Genomic DNA, 22,605 nt, shown 5'->3' on the forward strand with positions numbered 1-22,605 from the left:
CCTCTCGAAGTCAGGGCACGATCTCGTGAAAAAAGGATGTGCAGACAAACACTTAAGCCGGGTCGCGAGACACTGCCTTTATCTTGTTTCCCCTTATCCCCTAGCGCCACCCATTTTCGGCTCGAAAATAGGGGAGAGACGACGCCGGTCCGACGCCGCCTCTTCCTGACGATCATGCTGCCGTCAGCGCGCATCGGCCATTGCCTTCCGAGCAATATCGCGGCTGCGACAGATGCGCTTTGCGATCGTCCCATGTGGCATTCCCTGGCCATCCACGAGGATGATGGCCATGAACCAGCGGCCATCCAGCCGACCCCAGATCGCGATCCGGTCGAGCTCCAGATTATCCTCGCCAAGGCCCTCATAGGAGCTCAGCCAACGCTCTTCGCCGCGCGCGTCCCAAAGGAAATCGCTCTCCTCCGCGTCCAGAAAGCGTTGCGCCAGTGCTTCTCCCACACCGCGTCCCAACTCGATTTCAAGTTCTGCTACCAGCGTTGCTACGACGCTGTCCGACGCCGTTCCGATACCCTGAACCATGCCCATGTTGACCTCCTTGCGCTTCGTCCTCACCATCGAGAACGGCGTCCGGGAGACGGGTGGCGGGGCGGCTGTCAGGGCCGCGGCGCGAAGCGCGGCGCCGCGAATCGGACGCGGGGGGAACCGATTTGCGCAGCAAATTGGGGGGCACCCGCGGGCCTTGAGAGCCGCTCCGCTACCCGTCATGCTGGGTCTGTCGAGACGAGCCTCCACCCTCTCCTGGAGAGGCACCATCACCTCAATTCCCCTGCGACAGAACGACAAAAATCGGGCTTGGCGATGGTGCGCCGACGGCGGCGGCCGGTGCCAATCCGCCGCCCTTTTGTATGGCGAACAGAGGCTCGACCGGTGGTGAGGCCCCGCCAATCTGCCGCTCCGGCGCCACGCTTGCGAGATAGCCGATGGTCTCGCCTGGCAGCGGACGGCGGCCCGCAAGATGTTCGGCATAACGCCCAGGCCCGGCATTATAGGCGGCGAACAGGCCGGGATATCCGAACCGTTCATGCATCAGCCGCAGATAGAAGGTGCCGGCGAGGATGTTGTCGCGGGGCTCGTCGGGATCGTCGCCAAGTCCCAGCCGGACGCGCATTTCCGTCCAGGTTGCAGGCATGAGTTGCATGAGGCCTATGGCGCCAGCGGAAGAGCGTACGGGTCGGCCGTTCCAGCGAGTCTGCCCACCGCTTTCGGCGCGCATGACCCGCTCGATCCAAACGGTGGGAATGCCGAACCGCAGCGATGCCTCGCGGATATAAGGCTGCCATGAGGCGACCGATTCAGCTTTGGCAGGCGTCGCAAGGGCGAGCGCCAGCAGGATGGCGGCGCGTTTCACCGGCGCCACAGGAGCGTCGCCTTTCCGATCACATCGTCGCCGTCGGTCGGCCCGAAATAACGACCGTCGAAGGAGGACGGACTGTCCATCAGCAGAAACAGCTGCCGCCCCCGCAGCACCATACAACCGCTCCACCAGGGCATCGGGAGACCGGCGGCATCTGCTGCACGGCGGCTCGCAATCCATCGCCCGTTGAGGAAGATGTCCTCGGCCAGCGCGCAGACCTTATCGCCCGCATAGGCCCCGGCGCGCTTCACCAGAGGCACGTTCATAGGGAGGTAGCGACGGGACGCAGCGAGCAGCCGATAGCGCCTGGGCACGCGAGCGATGACCATGTCACCCGGCTCCACCACGGCGCCGGGATCTACCCTGTAAAGGCCGATCGGCGCGCTGGCGCTCGCATTCCAGACGACGCGCGGCGTGGGCGGAAGCGCGGCGGAAAGGAGGAGGATGAGAGTGCCAGCACCAACGCACAAGATGCGCCCGCGCAATCGAACGTGCCTCCGCTTTTCCGTCCGCAAGGTCTCACACCAGGCAAGCAACGGCGCATCGGGGGCAGGGCTGCGACGGCGGCTCACGCGCCCAGATCCCGCGCCGAATGCTCGGCGGACCAGCTGTCCAGGTCATCGATATGATATTGGACGAAACGGCAATGGCGGCGGAAAACCGGCCCCTTGCCGTCGCGGCGCAGGCGTTTCAGCAGGCGGCTCGAGATCTTGAGATAGGCGGCGGCCTGGTCGGTGTTGAGGAAGGGCGAGCCGCATTTCGCGCGGTTCGCGCGGGCAATGTCATCGTTGGTATCCATGGGGCGCTATCCTGTCTGACGGGATCGCAACGGCGCGATCGCGGCACCCAGGATGCGGACAGGGACATCTCGGCATCAGTGTCGAAAACCACTCCCACATTTTCGACACCCCGGGAGAAAAGAGGCTCCGCGCCGAATCTGGCGCGGAGCCTCTTCATTTCAGCGGGACCAGATGAGCTTGTGCTCGCCTTCGTCGCCCTGGGTGAGGGTCGCGTAGATGGGCGCGGGGAAGGACGGATCGTCGAGCTTGAGGCTCAGATATTCCGCGCCGGTCTCGCGCGCCGCCTTGGTCCAGCCCGCGCCGAACTCGACGCCACCGGCGCTGACGCGATGGTCCGGAGCCTTGTCATGCTCGCGTTCGACAGGCCGGATCGTGGCCTTGACGCGGAGAGTGAGGGTGCGGATTTCACCAGTGTAAACGCCGTCCTCGTTGCGGGTGAAGCTGCCGATCTGTGCCATGGAAAGTCTCCTTCTGCTTGTTCGAATGCCGCCCCATGCGGCCTCGATGGCAGTCGATGAGGCGATGGCACGGCGCCGCGCACCCCTGGGCCAAAGCGCCAGCGAAGGACGGCCAGAGCCGGTTTTCTTGGTTCGCGAGGAAGCCCGTAAGGGCGGGGAAGAAAGCCGGCGAAGCCGTTGCGCGGACAAGCCGTGCCGACGCCAGACCTGCCATAAAAGAAAGGCCGGTGCGGCATTGCCACCAGCACGCGAGGATCTTTGGACAGGATCGGAACGCAGGATTTCGTCCAGCGATGATCGATATCGGAGGCGATATCCAAGCCCTCCTTGACTCGGATGCCCCGGCTCTCCCCTAGCGCTCGACGAGCTTCCGGTTCATCAGCAGGACGGTCGCACAGGCCGGGCGACCATATTTGCCGGTGCCGCACACCGTGGTCATGATGACGACGTCGGCGTCCGCTGGAGCCGACAGTTCACAAACAAGGGGCTCACCTGCCTGAGCGCCACTGTTCTACAATTGTATAGCTAATCTTCAAATCGACTGGGTGAGCCGAATATTTAGTTGACCTTATTCATATTCCCCGCTTGATCGCAAAGGCCTTTTTAACCAACGATATATATCGCACGAAGGCATCAAAGGGGATTCTTTATGCGATCAGACGCCGCCAACCTGCTCGCCCGGCTCGGGCGCAGGGATTTCAGATACCGTGAATTCACCGACAATTTTGCGGATATGGAGCTCTGGCCCATATTCGAAGCCCTGCTGACAGACGATCGCGTTGTAGGCAAACCCGTTTCCGCGCTCGCAGCCCGCAGCGTCGAAGATGTGCTTCCCACAGTCAAGGCGGCACCAGCAAAACCGGCAGTGTCACAGTCGGACGCAGGTATTTTCGGCGGCTATTCTTCCAGTCGACAGAATACATCCTCAGACGAAATGAAAAACGACCTGCGGTCCTTTTTCCAGCGCATCTCCGACAATGATGAAGGGGGCCGCGCCTGATGCCCCTGATCCTCTGTCATTCCTCCAAAGGCGGAACCGGAACGAGTTTCATCGCGGCTCATCTCTCGATGCATCTCGCGCGGAAGGGGCATGATGTCGCTGCAATCGATTTTACCTATCAGGACACGCTCAAGCTGTTTTTCGGCCTCCTTCCAACGCAGGCACTTGCCGAATTTCATGGCGGCGGATCAGCCCTTGCTGTCGCGGGAGTAGAACTTTTCTCTGCCTACCGCCTCAGCAGGGAGCCTGATTTCATCGAGGCGCTCCGTCATGGCAAATCGCCGTTCCGCTCGGGCAAGGTTTACGTTGCCGATGTTGCGGCGGGCGATCGGGAAACCAAGGATCTGTTGCTCCCACATGCAGACCTGCATGTCTGCACGCTGCTACCGCAGCCTGTCTCCCTTGCGGCGCTCAGCAAGGTACAGGCGGGTGTTCCGACCGTCGAGTTGAGCAGTACCGCTTTCATCCTCAACCAGCTGGATGACACGCACCGCTTCTCGCGGCACACACATATTTTCCTGCGCGAACTGGTCGGCGACCGGCTCGTGGGTACGGTCAGGCGAGACGAGGCCGTGAACGAGGCGGCCGCCATGTTCGAACCGATCAGCAAATATGCCCCCGCCAGTGCAGCTCTGGCCGATATCCGGGCAGTCGCCCAGCATATCGAGGCCAGGCTGGGGCTTAACGCCAATGCGGAACAGCTGTCATGAAGCTGCTGTCCTCGCCTATCGCCAAATGGGGCATCACAGTTTTCGCGGCCCTGCTGGTTCTGCTGGTTATCGGCGTGCCGCTGGACCTCCAGGCCCAATGGCTATTCAGTGGCATTACGATTGGCGGTGCGTTGATACTCGGCCGATCCCGCACGCGGAAAGCGACGCTTGCGCTCGGCCTCCTGTCGATCCTGGTGTCTACCCGTTACATGTTCTGGCGTACGACGCAGACGCTGGAATTCGGCACGCCGCTGGAATTCCTGCTCGGCGCTGGCCTTTACCTGGCGGAGATCTACGCCTGGATCATCCTGCTGCTTGGCTTCCTGCAGACCAGCTGGCCGCTTCATCGCCCGGTCGTAGAGCTTCAGGGGGAACCTTCGCAATGGCCCACGATCGACGTCTTCATCCCCACCTATAATGAAAGTCTCACCATCGTGCGTAACACGGTGTTCGCGGCGCTGGACATGGACTATCCCGCTGATCGCTTCAGGGTTTTCATTCTGGACGATGGTCGCCGACCCGAATTCCGCGCCTTTGCACGCCAGGTCGGCTGCGGCTATCTGACCCGGCCTGACAATCTGCACGCCAAGGCAGGCAATCTGAATGCCGCCATGAAGAAGACTGCGGGCGAACTGATAGCCGTGTTCGACTGCGACCATGTTCCGACCCGCGCATTCCTGCAAATGACGGCTGGCTGGTTCCAGAAGGATGCCAGGCTCGCTCTCATGCAAACGCCGCACCATTTCTATTCCCCCGACCCGGCGCAGCGCAACCTGCGGACAGTCGAGGACCTTCCGGGTGAGGGAGACCTGTTTTACGGCAGTGTCCAGCAGGGTAACGATCTGTGGAACGCGGCTTTCTTCTGCGGTTCCTGCGCCATCATTCGGCGTGAGGCGCTCATACAAACGAATGGCTTCGCTGGTGAAACAGTGACCGAGGACGCCCATACGGCGCTCAAGCTCCAGCGCATGGGCTGGAACACTGCCTTTATCAGTGCCCGCCTTTCTGCGGGCCTCGCCACGGAACGGCTAGTGCTCCACATCGGCCAGCGCATTCGCTGGGCACGCGGGATGACGCAGATCCTGCGAATTGAAAATCCACTGCTCGGGCCAGGTCTCAAATGGCAGCAACGGCTTTGTTATCTCAATGCAATGCTGCATTTTCAGTTTCCCCTTCCGCGCATCGTGTTCCTGACGAGCCCGCTCGCCTATCTCATTTTCGGACAAAACATCATCCACGCCTCTGCATCCCTGATTTTCGCCTATGCCGCGCCCCACCTCTATTGTTCGATGGTCTCGGGAGCGCGTTCGCAAGGTGGTGACCGGCGCCCGTTCTGGGGCGAGATCTATGAAACGATACTTGCCTTCCATCTGGTGCCGGCGACCGTCTTCACGCTGTTCAATCCTCGCAAGGGCAAGTTCAACGTCACCGACAAGGGAAGCCTTCTGGATCGCACCTACTTCGATCTGGGGACGGTGAAGCCTCACTTACTTTGTATCGCTCTGATGCTCTTTGGCATTGCGCTGGGCGTGGTGAAGCTGATTTTCTTTCCGCACCTTTTCAACATCCAGGCCGATACCCTTTTGTTGAACGGAGCATGGGCACTCTTCAGCCTGATTATCCTGCTGGCCGCTGTGTCTGTCGCTCGGGAAACAAAGCAGGCGCGCGAATTCATCCGCATCGAAACTCAGGTTCCGGTCACCATCTATGTTCAGGATGGGCATGTTTTTGATGCCGTCACCATGGACCTGTCGATGGGCGGCGCGGCTATACGCCTGCCGCAGGACATATCTTTGCGCGACCGGCTCGTCACGCACATCTCGCTGCCCATGGGTGACGAGAAGCTGACATTACCCGTCGATACCATCCGAATTGAACATGGGGAGGCGTTTCTGCGTTTTCAGCCGCTTGATATGACGCTGTCACGGCATCTTGTCCGGGCCATTCTCGGCCGTGCCGATGCCTGGGAACCGGCGGCCCCACAACCTCCGGCCTCTGGCCTCAGGTCCTTATGGGACATCATCGTCGTCGATCTTACGACACTCAAACGGCTGTTTCGTCTGAACCGGACCGAACGCCGGAATGTAAAGCGCACGGCTGCAATGACCGGGCTAAAGGCTTCCGCCATCCTGCTGGCGACCGGCGCTCTCATGAGCGGCACACCGCAAGCGGCCAAAGCTGCTCCGACTCCCGCTCCCGCCGCAAGCGTGAGCACGGCGTCAGCGAGTGGAACCCGGCAGCAGCGGCTGACCTTCCGCGATCTTCAGGTAAAGTCGCCCATCCGCCTCGAAGGCACGAGGGGCGAAATCGGCATTCCTTTCGGCATGCGGCGTAGCGACGTGGTGACGAACGCCACATTGAGGCTGAATCTGGCCTGGTCGCCGGCCATGATCGGCGACCTCAGCCAGTTGGTCGTCTTGCTGAACGGGGAGGTTGTGCAGGTGGTCCCGCTTCGCTCCAGTGATGCACGAGGGCAGATTCTGAACATCCCGGTCAACCCGGCACTGTTCCTGCCGGGCGACAACCGCCTCAACCTGCGCCTGCTCGGACATTACACGCGCGATTGCGAGGATCCGTTCCATAGTTCGCTATGGGCCAACATCAGCAATGTCCGCTCCTGGTTTGACCTTAGCGTCCAGAGCCTGCCGCTCACGCCCGACCTGTCACGTCTGCCAAGTCCCTTTTTCGACCGGAACGACAATCTGCCTCTCCGCCTACCCTTCGTATTCGCTGGCAGGCCCAGCAACGGCGAACTGGAAGCAGCCGCCAGCGCGGCGTCATGGTTTGGGGGACTGGCAAGCTATCGCGGCTTTTCATTCAAACCGATGTTCAATCAGCTTCCCCACGGAAATGCCGTTGTCTTCCTGTTGGGCAATCGGCCCGTGGGGGGCGTAACCATGCAGGTCCGCGGGCCATCGGTTGCCGTCATCCGGAACCCGCGCGACACCTTTGGCAACCTCCTCCTAATCATGGGCCGCAACACGCAGGAACTGAAGCTTGCGGCGGCGGCCGTGGCCAGCGGGCGCGGAGTATTCGGCGGCTCACAGATGGCATTCGACAATGTGCGCATCCCTGCACATGGCCGTTATTCTGCTCCGCGCTGGATCAACACGAACCGGCCCGTCCGTCTGGGCGAGCTCACCGACGCTTATGCCTTGCAAGGTCTGGGGCTGCCGCCCGGGCCGCTCAGCGCGCGCTTCCGCATCGCGCCCGACCTTTTCTTCTGGCCTCGTCAGGGCGGCAGGCTGGACCTGCAATATCGTTACCCGACAGCAGACTGGCTGGACAAGCGGGGATCACGCCTCGATGTGTCGATCAACAATCAGTATCTGCGCACGCTGCCCCTCGCCGGTGGCGATTTGTGGGACCAGGTCTTTCGCGGTCGCGGGCCATCATCGCAGAACAGCAAGGCTTCGCTCGTGCTGCCGCGTTATAATCTGTTCGGCCAGAATGAGTTGGTGTTCGACTATAATCTGATCCTGGCGAACAAGAAGAAGTGCGAAGGCACATTGCCGGAAAATGTCCGCGTCAGCATCAGCCCGACCAGCACAATCGACTTCAGCCATGCCTATCATGCGCTGCAGATGCCCGACCTCGCGACGTTCGCGGGGGCGGGCTATCCCTTCACGATCCGGCCCGATCTGGCGGAAACGGCCGTTATAATGCCGCACGGGGCCACTGCGAGCACCATCGAGGCATTTTTGGCCATGATGGGCCGCTTTGCTGACTCGACCGGCCTCCCCGCCACCCGCGTCACGGTGATGGACAGGATCGACCCGAGCGCCTTGGAAGGGAAGGACATATTGATAATTGGCGCCAGCAGTGTCGCGGGGTCGGGCCAATTGTTCGGCAACGCCCCGGTTCGCTTCAGCGATGGCGCTCTCCAGGTGGCCCAGCGGTCCCCATTCCAGAGTGCCCAGAATTTCTTCTCGCTGGGCGACCGATCGAATCCTGAAGAAGCACAGCAGATCATCTATAACGCACACGGCTTTTCCGGCATTGTGGGCTTCCGCTCCCCGTTCGACAGCGACCGCAGTGTAGTCGCTTTGCTCGCGGACGACCCTAATGCCTTGCCGCAGCTGGTGAACGGCATGGCCGATACGAAGATCAATGCACAGATCCAGGGTGACCTTGCCGTCACCGATGGTGAAGGTATGACCAGCTTCGCGGTCGGACCTACCTATTGGGTGGGCTCCCTGCCCATCTGGATGCGTATCGCCTACTGGTTCAGCCTGCGACCGATCCTCATGGCGGCCAGCGGCCTGCTGCTGGCATTGCTTCTCGCAGGCCCTGCATATCTCTATTTCAATTCACAGGCCAAACGCCGCCTCGAAGGGGCTGACGAGGCATGACCGGAGCGATAACGATGCGAAAATTCCTTGTCGCTGCCCTGCTTGCATCAACCGTCACGCCCACCATCGCCGTTGCGGAGGTGCCCGGTGTCGCCGCGCTGATTCAACAGGGCCGCTATTGGCGGGCGAAGGGGCGAAATGACTTGGCAGACCAGGCCTTTCGCAGGGCGTTGGTACTCGATCCTGTCAATAGCGAAGCGAGACACGGGCTGAGTGGCGCGCAATCGCGCCCCGCCAGGCCGCCAGCGGCAAAAACCGGGGCCAAACCAGGGTCCCGACCTGCCCCGGAATTGACACGACCGGCGCAGGCCGCGCGATCCGCCCCGCCCCGCCCTGCCCCAGCCGACCGCGGCGGCGACGCCCGCGCCGCGGGTTTCAAGGCTTTGGACAAGGGTAATCTGGGCGAAGCCGCGACATCTTTCGAACGAGCCCTGGGCCGCAACAGCAACGATGCCGACGCGCTAGGCGGCCTCGGAATCGTACGACTGCGTCAGAACCGTTTTGCCGAGGCCCGCGACCTGCTTGAACAGGCTTCACGCCGGGGGACGCCGTCCAAATGGGTTGAGGCTCTCGCCTCATCGCGCTTCTATGCCGATTTGGGTGAAGCCCAGGCGGCCCTGTCCGAAGGACGGCTCGGGGAAGCGCAGGCAAAAGCCGAAGGGTTGGTCAGGTCTGGCTTTTCCGATCGACAGCCTGCTTTTGAGCTGCTCGCCAATATATACGAGCGGCAGGGGCGCTATGCCGACGCCGCAGATATTTTGAGACAGGCATCGGGCAGTGCTGGAAGTGAACAGTCCGAGCTTCGACTGAAGAGCCGGGCGGCTCGGGGACGGGCGCTCGCTGCAATCGGGCGCGGCGACGAAGTCACTGCCGAACAGGAGTTTCAATCCGGCCTGCTCCTCGATCAAAATGATCCCTGGATCCGGTATGAATATGCGCATTTCATGATCGACCGCGGTCGGGTGTCAGACGCTGACGCCTTGTTGCGGTCACTATCGTCTTCATCCAGCCCGGACGCACTCTACGCAGCCGCTCTCCTCAATAATTCGCTCAAGCGCTTCAGCGCGGCCGAAGCATTGGTGGATCGCATCCCCGACGATCAGCGCACCTCGCAGATGCGGAACTTCGCCATGGGGTTGAAGGCGGATCAGGCCATCCAGAGGGCGCGGGATATCGGCGCGATGGGCCGTCAGGCCGAAGCACGCGCCGCACTGAATCAGTTAAGCGGAACGGCAGGATTGTCTGCGGCCAAACAAGCGGCGATCGCCGACGCGCTGTATGATCTGGGCGATACGAGCGGTGCAGCTCAACTCGCGGAGCAAGCGCTTTCCGGTGAGATCAGCGACGTCGAAGGGTATGAGCCTATTGTTCGCGTACTTGCAAAGACAGGACGGGATGACCTCGCGGCAACAGCGTTGCAACGCGCCAGCCAGTTCGCAAGTTCGTCCGCCGATGGTCAGCGCACACTCGCTCGTATCAACGGAGGCATGGCCGCGGCGCAGGCAGACCGGCTCAGGCTGGCGCAGCAATATGCACCTGCTTTCGACCTGCTCCAGTCCGCCTGGAATGCAGCACCAGGAAATCGCGAAGTCCTGTCGGCGCTTGCCCGGCTTTATCAATCAGGTGGCATGCCCGCCCGCGCGGCCCAAAGCTACCAGCTGATCCTGGCGCAGTCGCCCAGGGATCGTGAAGCGCAACTGGGCCTGATCGAGACAGCGGGGGCTGCGGGTGACCGGGCGCTTGCCGCTCAAGCGGTCGAACGCGCGATCCAAACCTGGCCGGACGACCATGAAGTCTACATGGTCGCAGCGCGGATGGAACAGGCACGCGGGAATGAAAGCGGGGCAGTCCGCTATCTAAAACGCGCTCGGGAAATCTATGCCCGGCAGATGGGCGGCAGCCATGTCCAACTGACAGCCAGCAACCCCTTCGGAAGCATCGGCGGGACAAGCGGCAGCATGGGTAGCAATCCATTCCGTTCGCAGGCGTTTGCTCCCCCCTCCACCGGTTAACCCCTTTGCACTTGAAGGCGGCGCACGCCTGCCTTCCTATCAGGCCGCACCGGGCTATGCGGCAACTACGCCCCTGCCTGCAGGTGCTGCTGCGATCGGCGTTCCGGCAGCTTTTGACAATAATGGCTACGCTTCCAGCGCTCCGACGATGGCGCAAGGCGGAATCATGGGAGATCCTGTCCTTGCCCGACTGGAATCCGACATCCGCACGCTTGCGGGCGAGAGTGGTCCACGGGCCGACGTCGAAACCGGATACCGTCAACGTTCCGGCGAACCGGGGCTGAGCGAGCTGAAGGAAATCACCGGATCGGCAAGCATATCGACAGGCGTCGGTAACGGCCGCCTTTCAGTAAAGGCGGAGGCAGTGGTGCTGGATGCCGGGGCACCGAGCGCGTCGGGCGCGGCACGCTTTGGCGGCAATGGAATAGCGGAGGCGGCAGCGATCGCCGGCCAGGTCGCCTCGCGCAATATCGGCGTTGATGCGCAACACGCTGCGGGCGTCGCCCTGTCGGCATCCTACAAGAGCCCGCTGGTAGAGCTGGAAGCCGGTGTTACTCCGCTTGGCTTCGGCAATACGAGAGCGACCTGGCGCGCTGCGGTCACGCCACGCTTTTCCTCCACGGCTTCGGCGAAGCTATGGTTTGAACGGCAGCCGGTAAAAGACAGCATCGTTTCCTATGCAGGCGCCCGTAACCCGGCGACCGATGCCAGGCTGGTCGAGGCGACAAGCGCGATCGTCATGGCCGCAGGCGCGCGCGACCCTGTAACCGGGCAGCGACTGCTGGATGTCCCCGGACTTTTCGGCCCCTACGGCATGGGAGAGCGATGGGGACAGGTCATGAAGACGGGCGGCGGCCTGTCCTTCAGCTACGACCGCAACGGCAACGGCTTTTATGGCGACGGCAGCTTTCACCGCTACCGCGGTGAAAATGTCCGTCGCAACTACGGCATCCAGCTGAACGCGGGCGGCTATATGCGTTTCTATCAGGGTGACAATTCATCCCTGACTGGCGGCATCAACGTCAACTATCAGGATTTTGATAACAACCAGAATTTCTTCACTTATGGCCATGGCGGCTATTTCAGCCCGCAAAGCTTCATCAGCGTCAGTTTCCCCGTGCGTTACGCCTATGACGACAGCCGTTGGGAAGTGAGGGGGAATTTCGCCCCAGGTTATCAAAGCTACGATCAGGAAGCCGCGAACCTCTATCCTACCAGCGACGCCGCGCAGGGGCTGCTTAACAATCTGAAACTCGTGAACAGTGATGCGCGTTCAACCTATGACGCCATCAGCAAAACCGGCTTTGCCCTCTCTGCCGACAGCGCCATTTACTATCGCGTAAGCCCTTCCATGCGAGTGGGGGGACAAATGGGAATCAATACGTTCGGCAACTATGATGAATTCCGGTCCTTGATCGGCATTCGCCAATCACTTGGAGGTGGGCAGTGAATAACGCCACGCGGCAACTGATGCCAGTTGACAGTGCCTCGGCCGATCCAAAGGGCCTGGCGCTGCTCGTCGCTATGATTGCCGCCGAGATAGGGAGCACGGCGACGCCTGCTCAGGCCCATAACTTTTACCTGGCCGTCGGGCGGAAACTCGCCGCTGCAGAGCCGATGGAAGACGCAGCCGATCTGACCTTATTGGCCACACGCGCCAACAAGCTTTGGTCGGCGCTTGACTGGGGTCATGTCATTTTCTGCATGGAAGAGGAAGGCATAGCTATCCGGCATCAGGGCCTGCCACCCGCGCTGGATGGCGATGTCGAAGGGCTGTGGGCTGAGATCATCTCTGCGGTGCTCGAAGGCGCTTATGACAGCTGGTTCCGGACACTCGGCAGCGGCGCGGCGCTGATGACCCGGCGGGTGGATTTCAATGGCGGCACACTGGACCTATGGCATGGCCGTTGATCGAAGGTTTTTTTCGCTTACTGCTTTGGCGGCGCTGACCATATCCTGCGCCAGAGCTGGCGGGCGACCGCCGTTGTCGAACAGCTTGTGGCCCCGTTTCAAATCCGCCTTCCTCGACCCGTCCGGCCGCGTCCTGGACAACGGCAATGGGGGAATCAGTCACAGCGAAGGCCAGGGCTATGGTCTATGGCTGGCGCTGACTGCGAATGACCGTGAGGCCTTCGAGAAAATGCGCCGTTGGACCGAAGCGACGCTAGCCCGACGCGACGTGGCGCTCTACTCCTGGCGATACGATCCGCGCCAGGAAAATCCGGTGGCAGACCGTAACAATGCAACAGATGGCGACATCTTTATCGCCTGGGCTCTGGGCCGTGCAGGTGAGCAGTGGCAGGACGCCGCTCTGACTGCACGAGCCGAGGAAATCAGGGCTGCCATTCTCTCTCATCTGGTCATCGAGCGATTTGGTCGGCGCCTTCTCCTGCCCGGCATCGACGGCTTTTCCTCACCCAATGTCGTGACGGTCAACCCCTCCTATTTCGTCTGGCCGGCATTCGACCAGTTCCGGCGGCTGGATGGTGAAGCCGTCTGGGGAGACGTGATCCGCGACAGTGAAAAGCTGCTGGCAGCGGCGCGCTTTGGCCGGCGCCGCCTACCCACGGACTGGATCGATGTAACCGCGAACGCGGCGATCGCGCCTGCGGCAGCCAAGCCGCCCCGGTTCGGCTTCGACGCTGTACGCCTGCCTCTTTATGCACAGGCGGGAGGCAGGCAGCAGCTGGTCAGGCCGATCATTGATTGTTGGCGGGGCTACGTCCGTGCTGGACGAGCCATTCCCGCCTGGATCGACATTCAAACGGGACAAGAGGCCGACTTCGCGCTCTCACCTGGGGGCATGACGATCGCCAACCGCGCGCTTGGAATGCCTGCGTCCCTGCCGTTGTCGACCGATTATTATGCAGCAGCGCTGCAGATGCTGTCGCAGTCACTTTGATGTTTTTCTACGCCACCGCCCGCCCAGCATTAGACACGTCCTCTGGCGTACAGAAATATAACTGTGCCTTGCCGCCTCGTTTGGAGCGGTAGAGCGCGGCGTCCGCGCAGGCTGTCAGATGCTCAAGATCGAGCCCGTGACGGGGCGCCATCGCAATGCCGACGCTCACGGAAATCCGGATCTGCTCATCCATCAGCAGATAAGGCTCACTCAGTTGCCTGATAATACGGCGGCCCAGCATCTCTGCTTCGCTCTCATGCTGAACGCCTTCCTGGACGACGATGAATTCGTCACCGCCGATGCGCGCGACCGTGTCCACTGAGCGAACGATTGAACGCAGCCTGATGGAAACCTCACGCAAAACGGCATCACCCGTGGGATGGCCGTATCGGTCGTTGATGAGCTTAAAGCCGTCAAGATCGAGGAAATGGACGGCGAGTTGACTGTTCTCGAACGCTGCGGCGCTCATGCTGTTCTGGAAACGCTCTCTCAGGAGCAGCCGATTAGGCAGTCCGGTCAGCGCGTCCTGCCGCACAAGGTTAGCCAGATCATGCTTTGTCGTGAGATGCTCAACGTCCGATCGATACAGATGACGAACCGACTCAAGGCTGAGCAGCGTCACGACGCTGACCAGCAGCGCCTCTATCACGAAATATTCCGCGTGCATCGCACCGGCATCGCCAGCCCGAGCGTGCAAGGCAAGGGCGACGACAGTTGGGACAGTCGCAAGCAGCAGGCTGGTCACGCAAATGCGTGGCCTGCCACCTATCCGTGACACGAGCCCGGCGCCGAACGTAAAAATGAGGCTGACGACGACAAGATGGTTGAGCGGAATATGTGTACCGAGCACAGTCGCGCTAAGCGCGCCCAACAACCCAGCGAAAATGTAGCTTCCTGCTGCATAACGCCGTTCCCATTGCTTCACGCGATCGATGGTCAGGGTCGTTCCACACGCTTCCCGCTGATAGGCGGTGATGACGGCCAGGCGCGCGATTGTCACTACCACTGCAATCGCGGTTATAAGCCCGATCGTGGCATCGTGATGTTCTATGAAAATTGTTGTTCCCGCCACACCGAACAGGACACCCATGCCAGCGATGGGCAGGCGCATGGCGAAGAGGGACTGCACGAGTTCGCAGTAGACAGCATCCGAGATTGGCAGGGTCATGAGCCGGTTGGAGAATGCCAGGACCCCTCTTCTCATCTTCACCATCCAGTCTGGCATCATCGTAAACCGTGTCAAATCCTGCTCCCGGCAAAAGAAGGCCTCACCCCCCAACGCTCCAAAGCCGTAAAAAATGTCAAAACCCGCTTGACGGATCAGCCCATTTTTTTGAGCTTTTATCTTCTTTAGCGACAATGGCGCTGCCGGACCAAATCCAAATCCGCCAGTCACTATGGCGCTGGCAAGCAGGTTCCATTCTCCACCCCCGCCAGCCTCCCAGCTCGTTCCGCTATCACCCACGCGACGTGCGATTTTTGGCCCGTTGGCGGGCGGAAGGTTCGCACCTCCCGCCCTACAGCTTCATGCTGCTTCTGCGAACGGCTCCCCGCCCACATCGGCTGTTGTCGTGGCAACAAGATCGCGTGCAGCAACGACTTTGCCATGGGCCGCAACCGTGAAGCCATCGAAGGTTGTTTGTCGTAGCATAGGCCATCCCCTCCTCCAACATCCTGCCAGCCGGCAACCACGGTAGGCAGCTATGGACGGCCTGACCCGGCTAATGCATGCAGGCTCAGGCGTTTCATGCAAACCGCGTTTTAGTGTTGACTGATGCATCGTAATAATGTCAGGGCGCTGGGCCTGCGGGCGGGTATAGCTCAATGGTAGAGCACTAGCCTTCCAAGCTTGTGATGCGGGTTCGATCCCCGCTACCCGCTCCAATCAGGAAATCAGCCATTTTTTGCCTGTTTTATCGCCTTGAATCGGATGGCGATTTTTGTGCTCAGCAATCATCTAGCTATGACGCGGCTTAGAGAGGGCGCAGCCCCACGGGAGTGACGCCCCATATCGGCGGCCAAATTCATGCTGCCATCGCCAGTGGCAGGTTGTCAGAATATGTTTGGTCCGGGGTCTGGGCGCCAAGGCTCGAATGCGGCCTCTTCGCGTTGTAAAAGTTCAGATAACGACTGATCGAGACCCGGGCTTCGCTGACTGCGGCGCACGCGCGGAGGTAAACCTCCTCATATTTCACCGAGCGCCACAGGCGTTCGACCACCACATTGTCGCGCCATGCGCCCCGCCCGTCCATGCTGACGGCGATTTCCTCCCGGTGCAGCACGCTGGTGAAGGCGAGCGAAGTGAACTGACTGCCCTGGTCGGTGTTGAAAATCTCCGGTTTCCCGAAGCGCGCAAGCGCTTCCTCCAGTGCCTCGACGCAGAAGTCGCCTCTATCGTGATCGATACACGCCCGGCCAGCACCTTCCGGCTGAACCAGTCAACGATGGCCACGAGATAGACGAACCCCCTCGCCATCGGAATGTAGCTGATGTCAGTCGCCCAGACCTGGTTGGGCTGCACGATCGGCAGTTTGCGCAGCAGACAGCGGTAGATCTCGTGCCCTGGCATCGGCTTCGATGTGTTCGGGCGACGGTAAATCGCCTCGATCGCCATCTTCTTCATCAGCGTGGCGACATGCTGGCGGCCGATCTCGATGCCTTCCTGCCGCAGCAGGTCGCGTAGCATTCGACTGCCCGCGAACGGAAATTCCAGGTGCAACTCGTCGATACGCCGCATGATCACCAGATCAGCCACCCAAACCGGTCTGGGCAGGTAATAGACGCTGCCCCGGCTGATCCCCAGCCCCCGCACCTGGCGCGCAGCGTCTTCACGTCGGTCGGTGGCTCGCCCGTTTCCAACGCGTTGTCCGAACTAAACACGCCTGCTGCGACCTCCAGCAACTGGCTACGCCACGTGTTGATCTGTTTCGGATGCACGTCAAACTGCTGCGTTAACTCGGCCAGCGTCTTCTCGCCTTTCACGGCGGCCAATGCCACCCTAGCCTTGAAAACCGGACTGTGGTTCCGACGGGATCGTTTGCTCTTCTCCGCTCCTGTCTCGCAGCCATCCTCGCTACCGTCAGGCAGAAAATCCACTTATCTCACTGTCCCAGTTTCCCCAGGCCACCTCTCCTCGCAGCGCATCGATAGCTTTCCGTTGGCCGAGGAAGCATTGATATTCAGGACAGGCGCAGCGGCAGCGGCCTCTGCGTAGTTCTTCTAACGCTCCACGAAAGGCTGCGCCTGCCCGAAGATATGCCACCAGATGTTGAAACGAACCGTTCTTTATTGCATATTTGTGACAATGCATCGCAGCTTTATCGGGAGGGATATGACTCAGATCGTGATCACATATGGAACTTTTGATTTGTTCCATATTGGCCATCTACGCCTTTTAAAACGAGCGCGTTCTTTAGGAAGTAAGTTAATAGTAGGCGTATCAACAGACGATTTCAACAAAAAGAAGGGCAAGATTAGTGCGATACCTTATGCCGATCGGTGCGAAATTCTATCATCTTTGATTTGTGTTGACGATATAATTCCAGAACATTCGTGGGAACAGAAAGAAAAATACATTATAGATACAAATGCAAAGTTTTTCTGCATGGGAGATGATTGGGTTGGTCAATTCGATCATTTGAGATATCTATGTGAAGTTATCTACTTATCGAGAACACCCGACGTATCTTCGACTTTAATAAAAGATCACGTTTTCAGAATTAAGCAATCGGCTTAGTTTTACTAATTTATATCCGGCATATTTAGGCGATAAATGTGGTTATTTTTACATGAGTATAGATAATTTTTTGAATAAAACGTTCACATACATGAACGTACTTGGCGATATTTTTGCCGAAAAGGTTACATTACTTCCCGAAGGTGAACTTGGAGGATATCGCCACTATAACGAGTCCTCTTGGTCGTTGTGGAACGGAAATCTTTGCTTTCTCGACGAAAACGGGGATGTTGCTACAAATTTTTCATACTGTTTAGAACTAGATTCCAGATTGTTGCTATTTGGATCCTTCAGACATGGACGGGATCCGTCGCAAATCTGGCATATATTGTGGGAAGAACCCCCCTTGGTTGTTGCCGAGAGGACAACCATTCAGTTTATCGACCGACACTTTCGCTCACTTCAGCAGACAATCAATCTTGTTTCTCGTGATGTAAAATTGATGACTGCGCAACCTGTGACTAAGGCGTTATTCTTAGTACACAATATGGCTGCGTGGGACAGCATCGCAGATTTGATAGCAGCGATGGGCGAGGCGTCCGATTTTCATCCTATTGTAGCAGCGGTTCCGGGAAATCATTACAGTGAAGTTGCGGTCCATAATGCATTAGAAAAACTTAAGGTACCACATATCCGACCATTTGTGGGAAACGAGTGGGAAGCACTTGACATAATAAAATCGATTAGTCCGTCTCTAATTTTCAAGCAAACTCCGTGGGAGAAGGAAACTCCAGATTCCGTAAATTCGCGAGAATTAAACTTCTCTAGGCTATGCTATATACCATATTATGGCTTTAATCTTGTAGATAGCTTTGATGTCTCTGGAAATGACCAGTATGATATGTATAGCAATCAGCCATTTCATAGAGTGTGTTGGATGATATTTGCCGAGTCCGAAGATACTGCAAAAAGGATGCGTGCCGGTGCTGGCCGGACTATCGATAATATTATTGTAGCTGGCCATCCAAAACTAGATCGGCTGCATTACCAAACAAGGAACAAAAATTGGCCGATTGATCGCGGGCAGAGTACATATGGATCATTTAAGATTGTTTGGGCCCCGCATTGGAGCATTTCAGGTGATTGGCTATCATTTGGGACGTTCTTGGAAACGCATCATGATATTCTCCAATGGGTTCGTGAAGATCCATCAATTGAAGTAGTCCTGAAGCCGCATCCCGGATTATTTTCTGCCGTTCCGGAATCTATTCGCCATGAATTTCTAAACGCCTGGAACCAATTAGAAAATACATCTCTTATGGAAGGAGGAGATTATGGATCTATTTTGGCTGCATCTGACGCTATGATAACAGATGGGATCAGCTTTCTCGCAGAATACCAGATTTTTGATAGGCCATTGATCTACATAGACAGTCTCCGCCATGCCCCTTTTAACGACTTAGGTAAGCAAGTTGTAGAAGGAGCACATGTTGTCACGGATACCGCAGGAGCCCGGTTCCTTATCGATGAATTGCGGCGTCCCGCAGCAGAGCAAGGCGAGATGATTGCTGAGGTCACTGCGAAGCGACGCGGCATAGCGGCTGTTTTGCGGCCTTACCCGGGAGAGGCATGCACCCGAATTCTGGACGCCATCAGACTCGGTTTGCAGAAAGAGGAGTGACGTAACGTTTCCATGGCAGCGTGAGCACAAGACTCTCATATTGACCCTGCCCCGGGAAATGCCTCCAGCGAGAACGAGAGAAATCTGGCAAAATCGAAGCTGAGTGGAGCTGGAGATTTTGCATGAAGAAGTCGAAGTTCACGGGCGAGCAGATCGCGTTTGCGCTGCGCCAGGCAGAGGTCGGCATATCGGTCGCCGAGGTGTGCCGGAAGATGGGTGTGTCCGAGGCGACGTACTACCGCTGGAAGCAACTGTACGGCGGCTTGGGGCCATCGGAGCTGCGCAAGATGCGACAGCTCGAGGAAGAGAACCAGAAGCTGAAGCGGCTCGTCGCGGATCTGTCGTTGGACAAGGTTATGCTTCAGGAGGTTCTGGCAAAAAAAGTGTAGCGCCTGGTCGGCTTCGCGAGATCGTCCATTGGGTGCAGGATCGTTATCGGGTGAGCGAGCGGCGCAGCTGCGCGGTTCTTCGGTTCGATCGCAAGACGCACCGCTACCGGTCGATCCGAAGCGACTAGGCGCCGCTTAGAAACAGGATCCAAGGGATCGCTGAGACACGCGTGCGCTATGGCTATCGCCGTATCCATGTACTGCTTCGGCGGGAGGGTTGGCCGGTGAACGTAAAGCGGGTGCATCGCTTGTATCGTCTGGAAGGCCTGAATTTACGGGCCAAACGGCCGTGGCGACATATAATGGCGGCGCGGCGGGTGGAGCAGCCACTGCCATCGCGTGCGAACGAAATCTGGGCGATGGACTTTGTGTCCGACGCCTTGTTCAACGGCAAGCGGTTCCGCGCTTTGACCGTCGTCGACGCTTACACCCGAGAGTGTTTGGCGATCCACGTCGATCAGGGGATCAAGGGTGAACAGGTGGTCGATGTCATGGATCGCCTGCTGTTCGAACGCGGCGCCCCGCTCGCAAAGATCAGGGTGGACAATGGCCCGGAATTCATCTCTCGGGCGCTCGACCACTGGGCCTACATCAACCGCGTTACGCTGGACTTCAGCCGGCCGGGAAAGCCCAACGACAATGCCTTTGTTGAAAGCTTCAATGGCCGGCTGCGTGATGAATGCCTGAACACGCACTGGTTCTTGTCTTTGGACGACGCCAGGAGCAAGATCGAGGCGTGGCGGACGGACTTCAACGAGACCCGACCTCACACATCATTGGGGTTCATGACGCCTGCCGAATTTGCTTCATCGGCCGGGGTTAACCCCGGCCGATGAAGCGCCGGATCTCTCCTTCTGGCCGGTGGCGAAACCGGGACAGGGTCAACGACCCGACTGCCGATCATGAATTTTTTTGACAAACCCATATCTCTCCGTCAGTCGCATCGGACATGTAAACTAAATTGCGCAGGACCTGAATGAGTTTCAAACAAGTGCGAAAGGCTGTCTTTCCCGTTGCTGGTCTAGGCACGCGTTTCCTGCCCGCCACCAAGTCAGTCCCTAAGGAATTGCTGCCGGTGGTAGACCGACCGCTAATCCAATATGCGGTGGATGAAGCGCGGGAAGCAGGGATTGAGCAGATGATTTTCGTCACCGGTCGCGGGAAGGGCGCTATCGAGGATTATTTCGATATCGCCTACGAGGCGGAAGCCACCCAGCGTAAGCGAGGTAAAGACCTTTCGGTGTTGGAGGGGACGCGCCTTTCGCCTGGCAATGCGGTGTTCCTGCGTCAGCAGGAGCCCTTGGGTTTGGGCCATGCTATCTGGTGCGCGCGCGACATTGTCGGTGATGAGCCGTTCGCCATCCTATTGCCCGACGAATTCATGAAGGGCATGCCGGGCCGCGGCTGCCTAAAGCAAATGGTGGAGGCCTATGAAAAGGTCGGCGGCAACATTGTCTGCGCGCTTGAGGTGCCGATGGCCGAAACGCCCAGCTATGGCGTCATCGATCCGGGCCAACGCAAAGGCACGCTCACTGAGGTCAGGGGGCTAGTGGAAAAGCCAACGCCGGGTACCGCGCCTTCCAACCTCATCCTGCCCGGACGATACATCCTACAGCCCGAGGTTATGAAGATCCTTGAAACGCAGGGCAAAGGTGCGGGCGGTGAAATTCAGCTGACTGACGCCATGGCCTCCATGATCGGCAGGCAAACGTTCCATGGTGTGACTTTCGACGGACGTCGTTTCGACTGCGGATCAAAAGCCGGCTATTTAGAGGCAAATTTTGTCGTTGCCCTCAGCCGTCCCGATTTAGGGGAGCGCGTTCGTCAATTTGCCACTCAAGAGCTTACGGATTTTAGAGAAGAAAGGGCGGCCTACGGCCAAATTCGTTAAGAACCGGTTAAGCACGTTCCACTAAGCGAAATAAGCTGGGTTATTAACCTCTGCCCAGCCGTTCGGGATATGAGATATGAGCTATCCCCATTTAACATAAAAGATCTTCGGCAGCCGTATTCGTTATCGACGTAATTCGATCACTATCAGTATAGAATCACAGAAGGCGGGGCTTGCCTCTTGCGAACGAACCCTTTTCTTGTAACAGCGCAAGCTACTAGATTTTAAGGAAGCATAGATGAGAGTTTGTATCGTCGGCGCTGGCTTTTCGGGAGCCACGATCGCCCGCCGCTTGGCGGAGAGCGGGATCAGGAGTTTGGTCATCGACGAGCGAGGCCACTTGGCCGGGAACTGTCATACCGAACGAGATCCCGAAACAGGCGTTATGGTTCACAAATACGGGCCGCATATTTTCCACACCGATAGTCAGCGCGTCTGGGAATTTATAAATGAGCACGGCGTGATGATGCCGTATGTCAACCGCGTGAAAGCCAACGTGGCAAATAAGATCTATTCGCTTCCAATTAACTTGCACACAATCAATCAATTCTTCGGCGAAGCGCTATCACCGGCAGAGGCGCGTGCTTTAGTGGAATCAAAGGCACGGTTGGATATTGATGACCCCAAGACATTCGAGGAACAAGCGCTTCGCTTCGTAGGTAACGAGCTATACGAGGCGTTCTTTAAAGGCTACACTCGTAAGCAGTGGGGATGCGAGCCAAGCGAACTCCCAGCTTCAATACTGAAGCGTCTGCCACTTCGCTTCAATTATGACGACAATTATTTCAACCACCCTTACCAAGGCATGCCTCGCGATGGTTACACCGCAATCGTGACTAGTATTCTTGATCATCCATTAATTGATGTGCGGCTTGGTTTGCGCCATGAGGATTTAAGCGAGGATTTTTCGCATACATTCTATTCTGGTCCCCTCGACCGATACTTCAATTACGACCTAGGTCGCCTTGGCTATCGCACATTGGATTTCGTGCCCGAGCGCGCTGAAGGCGACTACCAAGGCGCTGCCGTCATCAACTATCCTGATGAAAGCGTTCCTTTCACTCGGATTTCCGAACATAAGCATTTTGCGCCTTGGGAATCTGCAACCTTGAAAAAGACAATCGTTTTCCGCGAATATAGTCGGCTTTGCAGCCCCGATGACATCCCTTATTACCCCATTCGAATGGTCGCCGAAACGGCCCTTCTGGAGAAGTATGAGGCACGTGCGGCGCGAGAAGAAAATGTCACTTTCGTCGGCAGGTTGGGAACATATCAGTATCTAGATATGGACGTGACGATCGATCGGGCGATGGATGTTGCCGCCACGTATTTGAATGCTCGGTCAATGGTAGAAGCCTGATC

At 58.4% G+C, this 22,605-nt stretch carries 21 protein-coding genes, 1 tRNA gene and 2 pseudogenes; 13 read left to right on the top strand and 11 right to left on the bottom strand.

All coding sequences use genetic code 11. The features are described 5' to 3' along the window. Positions 1-183 precede the first annotated feature (183 nt). The 5 genes from ACWNC0_RS18540 to ACWNC0_RS18560 form a co-directional block, all read right to left on the bottom strand. Positions 184-543, bottom strand: a complete 360-nt coding sequence (locus tag ACWNC0_RS18540; RefSeq protein ID WP_449473734.1) for a hypothetical protein — start codon at positions 541-543, stop codon at positions 184-186. Positions 544-775: 232 nt separating this feature from the next. Further along, positions 776-1,375, bottom strand: coding sequence for a lytic transglycosylase domain-containing protein (locus tag ACWNC0_RS18545; protein WP_449473736.1), 600 nt, complete (start codon positions 1,373-1,375; stop codon positions 776-778). Continuing rightward, complete coding sequence (locus ACWNC0_RS18550) at positions 1,363-1,944, bottom strand: S26 family signal peptidase (protein WP_449473738.1); 582 nt, start codon at positions 1,942-1,944, stop codon at positions 1,363-1,365. Before ACWNC0_RS18550 ends, ACWNC0_RS18545 begins: the two co-directional genes overlap by 13 nt. Then, entirely contained in the window at positions 1,941-2,171 is a 231-nt protein-coding gene (locus ACWNC0_RS18555) for a helix-turn-helix domain-containing protein (protein ID WP_449473740.1), read from the bottom strand. The genes ACWNC0_RS18550 and ACWNC0_RS18555 overlap by 4 nt, the downstream gene beginning before the upstream one ends. 159 nt (positions 2,172-2,330) lie before the next feature. Continuing rightward, entirely contained in the window at positions 2,331-2,630 is a 300-nt protein-coding gene (locus ACWNC0_RS18560) for a DUF736 domain-containing protein (protein WP_449473742.1), read from the bottom strand. A gap of 649 nt (positions 2,631-3,279) precedes the next feature. Here ACWNC0_RS18560 and ACWNC0_RS18565 point away from each other — a divergent pair. The 7 genes from ACWNC0_RS18565 (at position 3,280) to ACWNC0_RS18595 (ending at position 13,606) form a co-directional block, all read left to right on the top strand. Next, the gene (locus ACWNC0_RS18565; RefSeq protein ID WP_449473744.1) at positions 3,280-3,630 is read left to right on the top strand and encodes a hypothetical protein; all 351 of its coding nucleotides are present in this window, start codon (positions 3,280-3,282) and stop codon (positions 3,628-3,630) included. Continuing rightward, positions 3,630-4,340: a cellulose synthase operon protein YhjQ/BcsQ gene (locus ACWNC0_RS18570; RefSeq protein WP_449473745.1), complete on the top strand. Its 711-nt coding sequence runs from the start codon at positions 3,630-3,632 to the stop codon at positions 4,338-4,340. The genes ACWNC0_RS18565 and ACWNC0_RS18570 overlap by 1 nt, the downstream gene beginning before the upstream one ends. After that, positions 4,337-8,692, top strand: coding sequence for a UDP-forming cellulose synthase catalytic subunit (bcsA, locus tag ACWNC0_RS18575; RefSeq protein WP_449473747.1), 4,356 nt, complete (start codon positions 4,337-4,339; stop codon positions 8,690-8,692). The genes ACWNC0_RS18570 and bcsA overlap by 4 nt, the downstream gene beginning before the upstream one ends. Further along, the gene (locus ACWNC0_RS18580) at positions 8,689-10,704 is read left to right on the top strand and encodes a tetratricopeptide repeat protein (RefSeq protein ID WP_449473749.1); all 2,016 of its coding nucleotides are present in this window, start codon (positions 8,689-8,691) and stop codon (positions 10,702-10,704) included. The genes bcsA and ACWNC0_RS18580 overlap by 4 nt, the downstream gene beginning before the upstream one ends. 166 nt (positions 10,705-10,870) lie before the next feature. Then, positions 10,871-12,154 (top strand): cellulose synthase subunit BcsC-related outer membrane protein, encoded by a 1,284-nt coding sequence (locus tag ACWNC0_RS18585; RefSeq protein WP_449473751.1) that lies wholly within the window; start codon positions 10,871-10,873, stop codon positions 12,152-12,154. Continuing rightward, the gene (gene bcsD, locus ACWNC0_RS18590) at positions 12,151-12,615 is read left to right on the top strand and encodes a cellulose biosynthesis protein BcsD (protein ID WP_449473753.1); all 465 of its coding nucleotides are present in this window, start codon (positions 12,151-12,153) and stop codon (positions 12,613-12,615) included. Before ACWNC0_RS18585 ends, bcsD begins: the two co-directional genes overlap by 4 nt. Beyond that, positions 12,605-13,606, top strand: a complete 1,002-nt coding sequence (locus ACWNC0_RS18595; protein WP_449474664.1) for a glycosyl hydrolase family 8 — start codon at positions 12,605-12,607, stop codon at positions 13,604-13,606. Before bcsD ends, ACWNC0_RS18595 begins: the two co-directional genes overlap by 11 nt. Positions 13,607-13,613: 7 nt before the next feature. Here the strand turns inward: ACWNC0_RS18595 and ACWNC0_RS18600 are convergent, their stop codons facing one another. Together ACWNC0_RS18600 and ACWNC0_RS18605 are read right to left on the bottom strand one after the other, a co-directional pair. Next, positions 13,614-14,810 (bottom strand): diguanylate cyclase domain-containing protein, encoded by a 1,197-nt coding sequence (locus ACWNC0_RS18600; protein ID WP_449473755.1) that lies wholly within the window; start codon positions 14,808-14,810, stop codon positions 13,614-13,616. 321 nt (positions 14,811-15,131) lie between these two features. Next, the gene (locus ACWNC0_RS18605) at positions 15,132-15,257 is read right to left on the bottom strand and encodes a hypothetical protein (RefSeq protein WP_449473757.1); all 126 of its coding nucleotides are present in this window, start codon (positions 15,255-15,257) and stop codon (positions 15,132-15,134) included. A gap of 159 nt (positions 15,258-15,416) precedes the next feature. Here ACWNC0_RS18605 and ACWNC0_RS18610 point away from each other — a divergent pair. Next, positions 15,417-15,490 (top strand) — tRNA-Gly (locus ACWNC0_RS18610). 140 nt (positions 15,491-15,630) lie between these two features. Here ACWNC0_RS18610 and ACWNC0_RS18615 read toward each other — a convergent pair. The 4 genes and pseudogenes from ACWNC0_RS18615 to ACWNC0_RS18630 form a co-directional block, all read right to left on the bottom strand. After that, positions 15,631-15,858: an integrase core domain-containing protein gene (locus tag ACWNC0_RS18615; RefSeq protein WP_449474665.1), complete on the bottom strand. Its 228-nt coding sequence runs from the start codon at positions 15,856-15,858 to the stop codon at positions 15,631-15,633. 51 nt (positions 15,859-15,909) lie between these two features. After that, positions 15,910-16,343 (bottom strand): annotated as a pseudogene (locus tag ACWNC0_RS18620) (transposase); the annotation flags it as partial. 2 nt (positions 16,344-16,345) lie between these two features. Then, entirely contained in the window at positions 16,346-16,603 is a 258-nt protein-coding gene (locus ACWNC0_RS18625) for a transposase (RefSeq protein WP_449473759.1), read from the bottom strand. Positions 16,604-16,685: 82 nt separating this feature from the next. Next, on the bottom strand, positions 16,686-16,991 hold the full coding sequence (locus ACWNC0_RS18630; protein ID WP_449474699.1) for a hypothetical protein: 306 nt from the start codon (positions 16,989-16,991) through the stop codon (positions 16,686-16,688). On the opposite strand from ACWNC0_RS18630, the gene ACWNC0_RS18635 reads away from it, so the two are divergent. The 5 genes and pseudogenes from ACWNC0_RS18635 to glf all read left to right on the top strand — a co-directional run bounded on the left by ACWNC0_RS18635 (position 16,938) and on the right by glf (position 22,603). Next, a complete protein-coding gene (locus ACWNC0_RS18635; protein ID WP_449473761.1) occupies positions 16,938-17,342 on the top strand; it encodes an adenylyltransferase/cytidyltransferase family protein in 405 nt (134 codons plus the stop codon). The two genes, ACWNC0_RS18630 and ACWNC0_RS18635, sit on opposite strands and share 54 nt — an antisense overlap. A 52-nt stretch (positions 17,343-17,394) precedes the next feature. Next, positions 17,395-18,963 carry a CDP-glycerol glycerophosphotransferase family protein gene (locus tag ACWNC0_RS18640; RefSeq protein ID WP_449473762.1) on the top strand — a complete coding sequence of 523 codons (1,569 nt, stop codon included), beginning with the start codon at positions 17,395-17,397 and terminating at the stop codon, positions 18,961-18,963. A gap of 122 nt (positions 18,964-19,085) precedes the next feature. Then, positions 19,086-20,188, top strand: a pseudogene (locus tag ACWNC0_RS18645) (IS3 family transposase). A 140-nt stretch (positions 20,189-20,328) separates the two neighbouring features. After that, positions 20,329-21,243: a UTP--glucose-1-phosphate uridylyltransferase gene (locus tag ACWNC0_RS18650; protein WP_449473764.1), complete on the top strand. Its 915-nt coding sequence runs from the start codon at positions 20,329-20,331 to the stop codon at positions 21,241-21,243. 238 nt (positions 21,244-21,481) lie between these two features. Further along, positions 21,482-22,603 (top strand): UDP-galactopyranose mutase, encoded by a 1,122-nt coding sequence (gene glf, locus ACWNC0_RS18655; RefSeq protein WP_449473766.1) that lies wholly within the window; start codon positions 21,482-21,484, stop codon positions 22,601-22,603. Positions 22,604-22,605: the final 2 nt, after the last annotated feature.

It is taken from the genome of Sphingobium chungangianum, assembly GCF_977014255.1.

Excerpts from the sequence above, each read along its gene's own strand:
- ACWNC0_RS18565 (WP_449473744.1), top strand. The coding sequence starts at position 3,280 with ATGCGATCAGACGCCGCCAACCTGCTCGCCCGGCTCGGGCGCAGGGAT.
- ACWNC0_RS18640 (WP_449473762.1), top strand. The coding sequence starts at position 17,395 with ATGAGTATAGATAATTTTTTGAATAAAACGTTCACATACATGAACGTA.
- ACWNC0_RS18605 (WP_449473757.1), bottom strand. The coding sequence starts at position 15,257 with ATGCTACGACAAACAACCTTCGATGGCTTCACGGTTGCGGCCCATGGC.
- ACWNC0_RS18580 (WP_449473749.1), top strand. The coding sequence starts at position 8,689 with ATGACCGGAGCGATAACGATGCGAAAATTCCTTGTCGCTGCCCTGCTT.
- ACWNC0_RS18560 (WP_449473742.1), bottom strand. The coding sequence starts at position 2,630 with ATGGCACAGATCGGCAGCTTCACCCGCAACGAGGACGGCGTTTACACT.
- ACWNC0_RS18585 (WP_449473751.1), top strand. The coding sequence starts at position 10,871 with ATGGGAGATCCTGTCCTTGCCCGACTGGAATCCGACATCCGCACGCTT.
- ACWNC0_RS18570 (WP_449473745.1), top strand. The coding sequence starts at position 3,630 with ATGCCCCTGATCCTCTGTCATTCCTCCAAAGGCGGAACCGGAACGAGT.
- ACWNC0_RS18555 (WP_449473740.1), bottom strand. The coding sequence starts at position 2,171 with ATGGATACCAACGATGACATTGCCCGCGCGAACCGCGCGAAATGCGGC.
- glf (WP_449473766.1), top strand. The coding sequence starts at position 21,482 with ATGAGAGTTTGTATCGTCGGCGCTGGCTTTTCGGGAGCCACGATCGCC.
- ACWNC0_RS18595 (WP_449474664.1), top strand. The coding sequence starts at position 12,605 with ATGGCCGTTGATCGAAGGTTTTTTTCGCTTACTGCTTTGGCGGCGCTG.
- ACWNC0_RS18600 (WP_449473755.1), bottom strand. The coding sequence starts at position 14,810 with ATGAGAAGAGGGGTCCTGGCATTCTCCAACCGGCTCATGACCCTGCCA.
- ACWNC0_RS18630 (WP_449474699.1), bottom strand. The coding sequence starts at position 16,991 with ATGGCCAATATGGAACAAATCAAAAGTTCCATATGTGATCACGATCTG.
- bcsA (WP_449473747.1), top strand. The coding sequence starts at position 4,337 with ATGAAGCTGCTGTCCTCGCCTATCGCCAAATGGGGCATCACAGTTTTC.
- ACWNC0_RS18540 (WP_449473734.1), bottom strand. The coding sequence starts at position 543 with ATGGGCATGGTTCAGGGTATCGGAACGGCGTCGGACAGCGTCGTAGCA.
- ACWNC0_RS18650 (WP_449473764.1), top strand. The coding sequence starts at position 20,329 with ATGAGTTTCAAACAAGTGCGAAAGGCTGTCTTTCCCGTTGCTGGTCTA.
- ACWNC0_RS18635 (WP_449473761.1), top strand. The coding sequence starts at position 16,938 with ATGACTCAGATCGTGATCACATATGGAACTTTTGATTTGTTCCATATT.
- ACWNC0_RS18615 (WP_449474665.1), bottom strand. The coding sequence starts at position 15,858 with ATGGACGGGCGGGGCGCATGGCGCGACAATGTGGTGGTCGAACGCCTG.